The organism is Hyunsoonleella ulvae (assembly GCF_016827605.1).
Taxonomy (GTDB): Bacteria; Bacteroidota; Bacteroidia; order Flavobacteriales; family Flavobacteriaceae; genus Jejuia; species Jejuia ulvae.
Window position 1 is genome coordinate 81,308 of record NZ_JAEPJQ010000008.1, and the last position, 13,810, is coordinate 95,117.

Sequence of the window (13,810 nt, forward strand, 5' to 3'; positions counted from 1 at the left end):
TTAATTTTTAGTGTTAAATAACTAAATGTTGATAGAGATTTTTCTAAAAAACCAAAAAAAATGAATTTACTACCTCTTTAAAGCAAAATGCCCTCTTATATTAAAGCTTTCCCCTTCATGAACAATATTTGCAGAGAACCAATAGTCGTCTGCTGGCATATGCTGACCGTTATATGTGCCATCCCAGCCAGGAGATGTGTGGGATAGCATTTTTAAAAGTTTGCCATGCCTGTTATATATATATACTAAAGTTCCAGGGAGTTGGTTTGCACCTGTAACATGCCAGGTATCAAAAAAACCATCATTGTTGGGCGTTACAAATTTTGGGATATCAAATATGAAAACAACATCATAAGCAGGATTACAACCATTTAAATCTATTACTGTAATGTCATGACGACCAATAGGAACATTATCAAAAACATTAGAAGTTTGTGGCTCTCCATCATCCAGAATAAACCTGTAATCACCAGTTGCAGTTGCATCAATATTTACTGTAATCCTATTAGGATCGGTAAAATTAACAGTTGTACTCGGGTTTAGTGGAGCCTGTTGTGATTCTATAACCGTAAACTCTTTTGTGAAATCACATCCCGTATTTTTAGTAACTGTAACAGTGTAATCTCCAATTTCTGAGATGTTATTTAATGTTATTATTGATGTGGTCGCACCATTGGACCATGAATATGTGTCGTTATCATCTCCTGTATATGCACTTATAACTAAAGGTAAATCATCAGTACAAAATGCTACAACATCATCAATAGAAATTACGGGTAGCGGTAAAACAATTGCGTTAAATTCAGTAATATCATAACATCCAGTGTTTGTGTTTTCTAATCTAGCATAAATTGTTTCGTTTAGATTGACCTCATGAGAATTATCCAAGGCAGCTGTACCATTTTCAGCATCATTAAATGTCGTATAATAGGTAATTTCATGTTCTGCTGGGTTTTGTGTATCTAAAATATCATTTCTGGTTTCCAGCAGATTAAATCTAAATATACCATCAAAATCATCATCACACTCTACCAAATCTTGAGGCGGATTTGCGACTGGATTTTGATTGATTTGTAATGTAAAGCTTCCATATGTAATACATCCTGTAGTTGAATCTTCCATTCTGGTATAGATAATATGACTATTTGAGGTGTAGTCAAACGGATTGGTAAATTCACCTGAGTTATTTCGCGCATCAATTTCAGTTGCATGATAACTTATGGATACGGTACTTAAATCTTCAACAATGATGTCGTCCATTACAGATAGATCAAACGTATTGGTTTCGTTATCGCATATTGGGTAAGTACCGCTAAATTGTATTGGAGGTAATGGTATTACAACCAGTTCTAGAGGCAATACTGTATAACAGGTGGTTAGTGTATTTAAAACTTTTATAAATACGGTTTTAGAATTTGAAGAATAATTATTTGGATCTGCTATAGCAAGAGCATCGTTATCTACATCTTCTGAATTTTCAAAATAGCTAACAACAGTACCTGTTTGTATTCTGTCAAAGTTTTCATATTGCGCATCATCTAAATCAAATATAGTAAAGCCATCATAATCATCGTCGCATAGTCTGAATACTTCTGCCTCTGATAAATCTGGAGCTGCAACTACATTAATACCAAAATCCTCAATAACAAAACAATCTGAATCTTGATTATCTATCCTTACAAATAGTGATTGTGGGTTTCGGGTATTTGTAAATTCTAATGGAATAGGAGTATCATTGTCAATAGCTTCCTGTTCGCTTGTAAAGAAGTTAATATCCAAGTTGGTGGTAGAGCCTTGTGAAATCTCATCAATTTTTTCATTTAAATCAAAAGTTCCAAAACCATCATTACTGGCGTCGTCACATACTAAAAATGGAGTAGGGGTATTATATACAGGGTTTGCTCCAACTTCAATTATAAAGGATGATGTGGCATTACAATTGGCATGCGTTATGTTTTGTACTCGCACATATATGGTTTGAGGGCTGGAGGTATTGGTATATGGTGTATTTTTATCTATGGGATCAGTATATGCAGCGTCTTCAAAATAAAATACCTCTTTTCCAACTTGTCCGTTTAAAATTTCAGAATCCCAATCTGTAAATAAAAACTCTGTGCGTTCATCATTATCGTCTTCGCATAACTGAAAATTATTGATAGACGTTAATATAGGAATGGTATTCACGATAATTTCAAGGGTTGCTATGTCAAAACAGTTTGAAGAAGCACTCTCTACTCTAACATATATATCTTGCGTACCAGTTTCATAATTGATAACATCTTGATTAATAATAGCATTAACGTTATTGTTGGCATCATCAATTGTTGTAAAAAATTGTATATCTAATCCCGCTGTACTGGAAACTATTTCTGGTATTTTGTCTTCTAGGTTTAAAATAGTTAGACCATCGCCATCTGTATCACAAATAAACCAAGGTGTTGGTTGTGTTATGGGAGGAGCAGGCCGAATTTCTATATCAAAAGATTCAATTGTAAAACAACCTGTATCATTGTTTTGTATTCTGGCATATATGGTTTCAGTAGGTAGCGAATTAGTATAAAATGGGGGTAATGGAGAGTCGTTGTTATCTGCATCTGTTTGGTTTCCAAAGTAAGATACTATAAAATCGGTATTCCCACCAGTTACAATATCATCAAAACTTGCTAACTCTATACTTACCACACCATCATCATCATCATCACAATAGGGGATTGGGTCAATGGGGTTAAAAACTAAAACTGGATTTATTACCAAATTTATATCGGAGACTTCTGTACAATTTCCATTTTCTATACGAATTATTAAATTCGTTGTATCTGTAACTGTGTATACTTGACTTTTGTTAAGAGGGGTATTATTATCAAAATCTGTTTGAGTTTCATAAAACGTTACTGTAATGTCCGGGAGTTCATTAGCAATGTAGGTTTCAACAACAAATAAGTTAAAATCTTCAACACCATCATTAGACCCATCGTCACACAAAGCAAATTCTCCGGTATCTGTTCCTGTCAATAACAGATTTGTATGGATTTCTAGGGGTACCACAGATGCACAACCTGTAGTATTGTCCTCCACCCTAACAAAAACCGTTTGTACATCTGGAGTAATGTTTTGATAGTTTGTTTCATTGGCAATAGGGTCACTACCAGTATTGGCATCATCAAAATTTTCATGAAATGTAGTTGTAACCCCTGTTAAACCTTGTAAAATATCATTTATCGCTTCTGTTAGGTCAAAATTATCGATACCATCCCGTTCTACATCACATCCATCAAGCGGTACTGGTTCTCTATTCACTATTGGACCATTAGTAACGTCTACAGTTAATGTGCTTGTTGTATAACAACCTGTAGTGGCATTTATAACCCTTACAAATAATGGTTCAGTAGAATTATTGTTTATATATGGTATTGGTATTGGGTTATTTCCATTATCTGCATCTAAAGTATTGTAATGGTAGGTAACTACTAAATTTGTGTCTCCAGATGTTATTTCATCATTTTTGACGCTAAGGTCTATTGTAGTAATACCATCACTGGGGTCGTTATCACTATCACAGATAGGGAGATTGGTTGGATCTGTGATATCTGGAATAGTATTTACCGTTATATTGAATGCAGTATAGGCTACACAACCAGAATCTAAATCATCTATTCTAACAAAAATAGGTTGCGTAAGCGATGTGTTTTGTATGGGACTTGTAATAGGGTTACTATTAGATCGTGCATCAGCATCTGATAAATGATAGCTAAACGTGTAGTTTGTAAAAGTAATGATGCTAGACACTTCGCTATCTTTTGTGGATAAATCAAAAGTTTCCACTTCATCGCCACTCAAATCATCACAAAGTTGGTAATCTGTTATAGAAGTTAAAGTGATCTCATTTTGTATGGAAACTACAATTGCATCTTCTTCAACACAGCTAGAAGATCCTAACGGTGTAGTGATTTCTACACGGTAATTTCCAGACTGTGTAGTGGTTAAAGTAGGGTTGGTTTCCCCTGAAATTGGTGTAGTACTTCCATTTAAAAACCATTCATACGTAGATGAAGGGTTTTGTATGTCTGCATCTATGGTAACTGAACTAGCACAGGTGGTTATATCTTCTCCTAAATCAAGTATTCTAAAACTATCACCTTCTATAAAAACTGCTGAGTCAAATCTTTGGTCGGCTTGATCGGCAATTACTAATTTAATATGGTATTGTACATAAGGTGTAATTGTAGCTACAGCTGTAAGTACTTCTGTTCTTCCGTTATAGTTTGTGTCACCAAGACCTTGGCCTGCAAAATATTCCTCGTTTAAGGCGGGGCATACACCTGGAACTTCCTCTCTTACTGTATTAGTACTCACAGGTGTATTTGTACCTGGTATAACAGCTATATTTTGATAAGGAGCTGTTGAGCCAGCTTCTCTTATAAGAAACGCAAAACCATCAGAAAATTGGCAGGGATTAATACCGGAGTATTCTTCTGAAGCTAAGAGATAATTAAATTGTACTTGATTTGATATGGACACAAAATCAAACTCTATGGAAGTAGCATTTAAAAAATTATTATTTCCCAATGCAGTTTCTAAATCGGGATCTGTGCCCCAAGTGGTTGATCCCTCGCTCAAATCTGTGGTAATTAAAGTATTACCTCCAGACTCAGCATTCCCGGTCGAAAGCATTATTCCGTTTTCAAAAGGAAAATTAGAGCTACCTCTACTGAATTCAGCAAAACTCCTAAACCCATTAGAATCCCCATTAACGGTAGATACTACATTTGAAACCTCAACACATCCATCGACTAAATTATCCTGTATGAGTTGATTAGCTGTAACATTTCCATTTACATTAATTTGTTGTGCTACAACGAGGTATGTGCTCAATAAGAACGCAATTAATATAAAATTGAAATGTAGGGGCTTTTTCAATGTGTTAAATTTGATGATATTACAATTTATATATAGATAATATATGACGACGAAAGTAAATATATTTTAGACGAAACGCAAAAAAAACCGATGAAATACATATTATCGTCTATCTAACTAATATTTCAAAGTAAAATGATCTTTAAAAACTCTTCCATCTTCTAATTTTATTGAAAACCAATAGTCATCTGTTGGTAAGATTTGTCCGTTAAACAAACCATCCCATCCTTCTTCTAGAGGCGACAATTCCTTTAATAGCTTACCATATCTATTATAGATTAATATTTTAGTTTGTGACTGAAATGCATCAGATATGCCATACACTTGCCAAGTGTCATGTTCTCCATCATTATTAGGTGTAAAAAACTTAGGGAAGCCTATAACTGATATATCTTGTTGCTCTGTACCACAATTGTTTTCTACATCTTTAATTAAAACGGTATATAACCCTGGTGTAACATTTTCGAACGTATTGCTTTCTTGAAAATTATAGATGATGCCCTCAGTATTTACTAGGCTATATTCATATTTTCCTTCTCCAGTTACATTTACAATTACTATATTGTTTTCAGAGGCATCATCGATATCAATAGATTCAATGGTAGCAATGTTAGAAGGTTCAACAATTACTAGCCTTTCTTTTTCACAATTAGTGACTATATTAGATACCCTAACGGTAAAATTACCTGTTTCGTTTACTTGTATGACATAATCCTGATCGCCAGTAGACCAATTGTATAAAAAATCTGTGATATTACCATTGTTTAAACCTGCATCTATAAAAATGGGTTTTGGGAAAAAATTTAGGCAATAACTTGTTTGGGTCTCTATTTCTATATCTGGTAATTCGTTTACAATAAGTTGTACTTCACTAATGCCATAACAATTGTTGTTGTTTTCTACACGGGCATAGATAGTTTGAAAATCAGGTGTTTCGTTGGTAAATGTATTATTTAAATTGTTTCGTTCTCGCAAAGCATTATCATAATTCTCATAGTAAGATATGGTTAAACCAACTGGTAAACCATCAGTAATACCTCCGTCAGCTTCATTTAAGTTAAAAGTGTAAAAGCCATCTTCAATACCATCATTATCACATTTTACTATACTATTATTAAATACGTTTGTTGTACTGACACTTAACACTAGTTCAGCATTGGTAACACAGTTTGTGTCATCATTTATAATTTCTACATAAATAGGTTGTGGGTTAGAAATGTTAGGGTAGTTATTAGGAGCAATGATTTCATCCGTTCTTGCATGGTCAGAATAAAATGTGGTAGATAAATTATCTACATTATTTGTTAGTGTGGTATTAGCTTCATTTAAATTAAATATGGTCAATCCATCTGAAATACCATCTTCATCACATTGAAGTATAGTATGATCAATTCTTTGAGGTAGGACATTTACCATTAGTATTAGAGAGGATGTACTTGCGCAGTCTGGATTAGAAATATCTTCAATACGAAAATATATTTCTTCATTAAAGGCGGTAGTGTTGTAATAGGAGTCTGGTAACAGTGTGCTTACATCATTTTGTTCTGCACCAGCAAGTGTGTTATGATACGTAATAGTAACATCTGATGGATTAAGTCCATTTAGGATTTCATCGTTTTTTGAAGATAATGTAAATGTATTTCTACCGTTTCTATCATCTCCATCACTTAAATCATCACAAATAGTATATGGTGTAGGTAATGTGAAATTTGGTCCAGATTCTACACTAAGCCTAAATTGTGTAATGTCAAAGCAATCAGTAATATCATTTGTTATTCTGGCATGGATGATTTGCTGATTGGATGTATTGGTATAACGGTCTGGAATTGCATTTATACCAATATTTGCATCACTCTCAGAAGTGTGGTAGGTAATGGTAACATCAGTTTGACTTCCTCTTATAGCATCTCTATTTGGTGTTAAATCAAATTCTGTAATACCATCATTGAAAGGTGCTGTAACATCACAACTTTGTAGATTTAGGGGTGTTCCTGATGTAACAGCCTGATTTGTTGGTGGAGGGGAAAAAGTAGCACTTCCTGTCCATTCTAGAGAAAACCCACTATTGCCTATGGGGCGATCAATTACTATTAGATAGGTTTCTCCTGCCTGAACGTCTAGCCATCTTACAAAACTATCTCCGCCATTTCCTGGTTGTTCTGATATATCAATGGAGGTACCATTCATTCCAGTTAAATTATTGCCTTGAGACGATTGAAGTGGATTATTGGCTGAACATCTAATGGCTTGACCGATATTGTCACATAAAGTATTAGGTCCGAAAACAAAAAAATCATAATCTTCATCTATTGATGTACTATTGGGTCTTAGGGTAAAGCCTAAAGTACCTGATGTAGCAGGAGTTACTTTAAACCAAACACTGTGATTCTCCCTTATGCCACAAGCATTACTTCCGATTAACTCTTGATTTCCAAAGCCATTTACATTTAGATTAATAACAGAATTTCCACAAGCTACAACTGCATTTATGCAATCGTTCGGTGCTTGTCCGTATACCATAATATTAAATAGGGTAAAACTTGCTAAAGCTAGTATTTTTAAAGGTTTCAATGTGCTAGTTTTTAAGTGTAAAATGGTCTTTAAAAACCCTACCATCTTGTAAAATTACAGAAAACCAATAGTCATCTGCAGGTAATATTTGTCCATTTAAGATACCATCCCAACCTTCTCCTAAAGGAGTTATTTCCTTGAGTAGCTTGCCATACCTATTAAAAATCATAATTTTAGTATTTGGCTGAAACATTTCTGAAACACCATAGACTTGCCATGTATCATTTTTTCCATCATTGTTAGGGGTAAAAAACTTGGGAAAACTTATAACAGAAACTTTACTTTGTACTGTGCCACAGTTATTTTTTATGTCTTTCACAAATACAGTATAGATACCCCCTTTTACATTATCAAAAACATTACTATCTTGAAATGGATACTCAAAATTTCCCTCTGTATCTACTAATCTATATTGATAAATACCGTCCCCAGTAACATTTACAGCAACTGTATTGTTAGAAGTAGCATCGCTTACCGTAAAAGGATTTGGTTGAACAAATGCGGCATCGCTAGATGGCTCTACGGTTACGGTTCTTGTTGAAGTACATTCGGTAGTAACACTGGTAATGTCTACAGTATAAATACCTGTGCTGTTGATATTAATATCGTGTGTAGTTTCTCCTGTAGACCATAAATAGGTATAATTATTTTGATCAGCTAGAGGGATATCGGCATTTATACTTATGGGATCGGGAAATAGATTAATGCAGTAATAGGTAGAGAATGTATCTTGAATAGTAGGTAATGGATTCACAATGAGCTCTAGTTCGCTTATGCCATAACAATTGTTTTCGTTTTCAGCCCTGACAAAAATAGTTTGCACAAATGGTTGTGTATTTATGTAATTTTCAAGCAAATCATTTTGTTCTAAAAGTGCATCTTCATATGTTTCATAGTATGATACAATAAGATCAGAAGGAAGGCCACTGATAATATTTTTACCTGCTTCACTTAAGTTAAAAGCATAAAAACCATCTTCATTACCATCATCATCGCACTTTGTAATTCCAGTGTTAACTATACTTGTTGTACTTACAGTTAAGGTTAATTCGGCATTTACACTACATAATGTATCTGGGTTATAAACCTCAACATAGATTATTTGATTATTGCTTGTATTTGGGTATCTAGAAGGATCAACTATAGCAGTGGTTCTCGCTGGGTCTGTATAATATCTTATACCCAATTCAGTATTGTTATTTGTTAATGTCTCAGTTGCCTCTTCTAGGTTAAATACTGTTAAACCGTCAGGAATTCCATCTTCATCACATTGTAATAAACTAGTATCTGATGCTATAGGATTAGGAGAGAAACTTACCCTAGCTGCTCCTTCAAACCTGTCTTCACAGCGACCTGTATTAAGATCAATTAAAACAGAATATAGCCCATCTAGATTATTTCGTACCTCGTAAGTATTTCCACTATTGGTAAGATTATTTCCATTTCTTGTCCATGTGTATGTGGCACCAAGAAAATCAGGTGCTCTTAAAACGAAACGCTCTCCCTCACATAATTTTAAGTCTGTACTAGAAGCATTATTTCCAATAATATCTATTTTTTGTGTAAAGAAGGAGGTAATAAAAGGGGGAAGGCCTTGCGTGGAATTTCTACTTAATGCTATTTTATTGTGTTGGTAATCACAACTTAACCCTCTGGTATTTGGAGCGTTTACCACAGAAAGGTTAGGTAAACCTTGGGAAAAGGTTCTACTCATAGCTCTATATATCCTACCATCTATACCAAGTTGAAGACCTCCTCTAAAACCTATGCGTTCATCAATAATAACGGCACTTGCTGAAACATTAGGAACTGTTAAATCATACTGGATTAGAGATGTATACTGTGCACTAGGGGTATTAAATTCAATAGGGTCTGGGGCATCATAATATGCCGTAACATATAGAAGTTCGTTATTTTGGGAAAATTCTAGACCATAAGGGGATTGCGGCTTACTTGGAAGCGAGGTATCTACAGTTATTCGAGATTGATTAGTAACTTGCCCAGTGTTTACATCAAAATCAAAAAGAAACAAGCCTGAAGTTACATTGGCACAGGCTACTTTAGTACCATCGGGTGATAATTTTAGATATCCTCTAGGATCTGTAATTTCTAGAGAAGGAAAGCTTGATATTACTGGTGTGGTGTTAATGCCAGTATCTGTAATTTCATAGGCATAAAAGGTATCATGAAAAATAACATCGTTAATAATCCTGGTAGAAGGACCAAAAGTAATGACCCATAGTTCTTTAGATTCACAATCTTTTACAACCGCACTTATTTTTTCGGAACTATCACTGCGTAAGTTTATATTTTTTGATGTAGGCACAACATCTCCAAACCCTCCGTTTAATCGCATATCTACAGTAGAGTAATTAAAACCAAAGTCGATTGGATCGTTAGGTCCAGTGGTGTCTACTGTAAAGATATAGTATATGTTATCATCGTTTGGTTTGGGTATCACTATAGCAGATTGCGTACTTGAAGGGTCTCCAAACAAACCGCCGCTAGCTGGATTTGCATTTGGCATGGGTCTATGTAGTCTATCCCAAACAGTTATGCCATCTGTGTAGAAAAGTAAGTTTCCGTTTATATCAGAGATTGTTGTACAACCTTCATTGGTACTCAACATACCATCCGTAAGTTCTGAAATTGAACCGTCTACATTAAACGTAAGACCTGCATTGTTACCAAAATACCAGTTTGCAGCTTGTCTTTGGGAATACAAGTTTAGAGCAAACATCCATAGTAATAGGAATACAGTGTTTTTTTTCATCTTTTACATAGCAAATGCTATCAAAGATATTATAAATCCCGCTTTTTTAATAATCTATACGATAAAAAGATAAATAGGGCTGTCCAACCTAATACTATTGCTATTTCGTACCAGTGTACAGAGTAATCGTAAGTAAGGTTTTCTCCTACTTGAGCAGCCACTTCTTTTACGGCTGATAGTCTAGAACCAGGTTCATCTATTAAATTCCATAATGCTTTGAATGGTAAAAATTGATATATATTATCAGCTATATCTGTACCTCTATAATAGCCTGAAATAAATAAGTAACTGATGAATTCAATTAGAAAATAAACAATCATCGTAGCTACAGCAAATGCAGAACGCTTTATTAGTATTCCGAGAAAAAAACCAAAAGAAAAAAAACCGAGTAGTTTAATAAAAAAAGCTAGTAAATATTCTAGATCTGAAAAAATGATAGACATTTCATTATAGCTTGAATATATAAGACCTAAAATCAATGAGACAAGAAAAACAAAAATAGTAGATATTAATGATAAGGTAGTGATCATGTAAAATTTAGAAAGGATAAATTCTTTTTTACTCAATCCATCAATTAGGTTCTGTTTAATTGTTTTATTACTGTATTCGTTGGCTATCATAGATACTATAACGAGCAATAAGAAAAACTTTAATAAAGCAGCAACGAATGTATTAAAGTGCCAGATATATGGAAAGTTAAATATTCCGAGTTCGGCAAAATGAAATTTGATAGGTCCAATATCAAACTTGATTATGGCTACTAAAGAAATTAAACTTAGCAAAGCAAAGTAAATTACAATTAATGTTTTACTTGCTCTATTGTGAATTAATTTGTGATATTCTATACTAAGTAGTCTTATCATTATTATTAATTTTTATCAGTTAGTTGTAAAAATTGTTCCTCCAAACTTTCTTTGCGCTGTACCAAATGGGTAAGTACTATACCCTCTTTGAACAATTGCTTGTTAAAATCCTCAGAGCTTAGTGGTTCATTTAAAAAAGCTGTAATTAGGTCTTCTTCAACTTTTACCTTTCCAAATGCTTTGTCTTTTTTGATAACTTCAATAAGTGCTTCATGATTGTTGCATTTTAATTCAAAAAAGCCGTGGCTAGATATCATTTCATCTACACGCCCAGCATATAATTTTACACCTTTGCGCAATACCACAACATGCGAACATACTTTTTCAACTTCATCCAATAGATGGGAGGCCAAAAGGATTGTTGTGCCTTGATTTGCAATGTCTTTAATGATCTGTCGGATTTGATGTATACCTTGAGGGTCTAAGCCATTGGTAGGTTCATCTAATATTAAAATTTCTGGATCATTCAATAAAGCTGAAGCGATAGCTAAACGCTGTTTCATCCCTAAAGAATAGGTTTTAAACTTACTATTTTTACGTTCTAGTAAACCAACAACTTCTAGTTTTTCATCTATTTTAGATAAATCTACATCCTTTATCTTACACACTAGTTTTAAGTTTTGATAAGCCGTCATGTATGGATAAAAGTTTGGTCGCTCAATAATGGCACCAACTTTTTTCAAGGCATTATGCGTAGAAATGCTACCATCAAACCATTTAAAATCGCCAGATGTTTTATTAACCACATTTAGCACTATGCCTAGCGTTGTGGATTTGCCACTGCCATTAGGGCCTAAAATTCCATATACATTCCCTTTATTTATAGTAAATGAGAGGTCTTTTACAGCAGTTAAAAAACCAAACTTTTTGGTAAGATTATTAATTGTTAAAATTGGTTCCAAACGTGAATATTTTAGACTGAAATAAATTCAGTGGTTTATTAGTTATAGTTTTAAGACGAGGCTTGTGAATTTTTGTTACATTAATATCAAAAGAAATCTTTCTGTAATCCAAATTAAATTGCCGGAGCAGGTAGTTGAGTATGTACAGAAAAGCTTAAATTTGAATAATGACATGATTTATGGAGGATTTAAAAATTTCAAAAAAGAAGCCATCTTATCCAATTTCTAAAAAATTGGATAATTATCTTTCTGAATACAGTAGGAATATAAAGCTTCCCATTTTTTATGAAGATTTATTAAGGTTTCAAGGAGGTGTTGAAGTTCTTGATGAAGATGATGAGGATACACTTTGGATAAGGGTGTATTATAATGAATTTGATAGGCAGGAGATTGATGCTTCCTTAAAAAAAGTTTACACTATTTTACATTCTGATGGTAATGAAGATATTTTCCCCTTTTTAAGTGTTGATGCTATTGATTATTGTACGTTTGGAAACTCTAAACCCTTCAGGATAAAAATTAGAAATATTTTAAATGATAACTATACCTACTTTTACGTAAAAACAGCTGATGCCTCAAGAATTTATGGTTTAGAGTTAGAGCATATGTTGTCCCCATATAACCTAAACTTTTTGGTAAGTAACAATACTCTAATTGAAGAGCATATTGCAGGTATTCCCGGGGACGTTTTTATTAAAGATATGCTACCTAACTGTACCAAAGGGGAAAAGGCGCAAATAGCCAAAGAGTTTGTGAAGTTTAACGAACGTTGTATGATACGGCTTTTAGGGGATATGCGCTCTTATAATTATGTTATTGTACCTACTCACGATTTTGATAAGGTTGTTTATAAAATTAGAGCCATAGATTTCGACCAACAATCTTACGAGGGTAAGTTTAATATTTACAGGCCACAGTTTTTTAAAGAGAATTTAGAGATGGTAAAAATAGTATCAGATTCTTTTCAAAAACTATCTATTGAGCAGTATAAAATTGAAGAGCGTTCTATATTGGTAAAACGGCTTAAGAGTTATAACAACCGTATTAATGAGCTTTTAGGTTGTATGATTATAGATGATATTTCAAAAAAAGGGCACATAGATTTATTGAAGTTTAAAATCTTCGAATATACTCATGATGTAAAATTTAAAAAATGCAATACAATGGGGGATATATTAGAAAAGGCCTTAGAGTTTTTGGTGCATAATTATGAAAATGTTAACCCTCTAAATATTAATAAAAAGCGTCTTTAGTTCCAGTTTTCGTTGAAGTCTAAATTATCATAATCTTCAATATCAATACCATCATCAAATTCGTTAAAATCATCATTGTCATCAGCTTCAAAAACTCGGTCTGGTGCAGTATCTGGTACTTGCCCTTGTACAAACATTAAGTTAGGGTAATCAAAGCCTTCTACAACTTCAACAATCTCGGCAAGTTCTACATAAAATGTCCACATGCTCAAAAAATCATACACATAGATAAGTTTGGTTTGAGCTTCGTGTACTACGTCACAAATTTCAGTTTCGTTCATCAAACGTGCAGAACCATCATCACTCAAGTCGAAAAGTGAAATCTCTTCACCTTGTTCCCATTGATCATTACTTACATAGAATGATGCCATTTCAGTGCCATCAAAACCAAAAGATTGCGTGATGATGTTGTGTAAGTCCTCTAAAGTATCGGTTTCACGAATTTCTAAATCGCGAAAAACATCTTCTTCGGTATCGTTATCTAAAATGACTCTGAATCTGTAAACCATAATTACAATTTGTAGTACAAAG

Annotated in this window: 7 protein-coding genes; 1 reads left to right on the plus strand and 6 read right to left on the minus strand. The window is 33.7% G+C overall.

The genetic code is table 11. The features are described from left to right. Positions 1–69 precede the first annotated feature (69 nt). From JS605_RS16330 to JS605_RS16350, 5 genes are all read right to left on the minus strand, one after another. The gene (locus tag JS605_RS16330; protein ID WP_239000380.1) at positions 70–4,872 is read right to left on the minus strand and encodes a T9SS type B sorting domain-containing protein; all 4,803 of its coding nucleotides are present in this window, start codon (positions 4,870–4,872) and stop codon (positions 70–72) included. Between the two features lie 162 nt (positions 4,873–5,034). Then, positions 5,035–7,488, minus strand: a complete 2,454-nt coding sequence (locus tag JS605_RS16335) for a T9SS type B sorting domain-containing protein (protein WP_239000381.1) — start codon at positions 7,486–7,488, stop codon at positions 5,035–5,037. Between the two features lie 4 nt (positions 7,489–7,492). Then, positions 7,493–10,261 carry a T9SS type B sorting domain-containing protein gene (locus JS605_RS16340; protein WP_203258801.1) on the minus strand — a complete coding sequence of 923 codons (2,769 nt, stop codon included), beginning with the start codon at positions 10,259–10,261 and terminating at the stop codon, positions 7,493–7,495. 29 nt (positions 10,262–10,290) lie between these two features. Beyond that, a complete protein-coding gene (locus tag JS605_RS16345; RefSeq protein WP_203258802.1) occupies positions 10,291–11,124 on the minus strand; it encodes an ABC transporter permease subunit in 834 nt (277 codons plus the stop codon). Positions 11,125–11,129: 5 nt separating this feature from the next. After that, complete coding sequence (locus JS605_RS16350; protein WP_203258803.1) at positions 11,130–12,026, minus strand: ABC transporter ATP-binding protein; 897 nt, start codon at positions 12,024–12,026, stop codon at positions 11,130–11,132. A gap of 179 nt (positions 12,027–12,205) precedes the next feature. Here JS605_RS16350 and JS605_RS16355 point away from each other — a divergent pair, with 179 nt between their 5' ends. Then, the gene (locus JS605_RS16355; RefSeq protein WP_203258804.1) at positions 12,206–13,279 is read left to right on the plus strand and encodes a hypothetical protein; all 1,074 of its coding nucleotides are present in this window, start codon (positions 12,206–12,208) and stop codon (positions 13,277–13,279) included. Here the strand turns inward: JS605_RS16355 and JS605_RS16360 are convergent. Beyond that, positions 13,276–13,788: an IS1096 element passenger TnpR family protein gene (locus JS605_RS16360; RefSeq protein WP_203258805.1), complete on the minus strand. Its 513-nt coding sequence runs from the start codon at positions 13,786–13,788 to the stop codon at positions 13,276–13,278. The two genes, JS605_RS16355 and JS605_RS16360, sit on opposite strands and share 4 nt — an antisense overlap. Positions 13,789–13,810: the final 22 nt, after the last annotated feature.

What these genes read in the sequence shown, in the direction of transcription:
- JS605_RS16340 (WP_203258801.1), bottom strand. Translation starts at nt 10,261, where the DNA reads ATGAAAAAAAACACTGTATTCCTATTACTATGGATGTTTGCTCTAAAC.
- JS605_RS16345 (WP_203258802.1), bottom strand. Translation starts at nt 11,124, where the DNA reads ATGATAAGACTACTTAGTATAGAATATCACAAATTAATTCACAATAGA.
- JS605_RS16355 (WP_203258804.1), top strand. Translation starts at nt 12,206, where the DNA reads ATGGAGGATTTAAAAATTTCAAAAAAGAAGCCATCTTATCCAATTTCT.
- JS605_RS16360 (WP_203258805.1), bottom strand. Translation starts at nt 13,788, where the DNA reads ATGGTTTACAGATTCAGAGTCATTTTAGATAACGATACCGAAGAAGAT.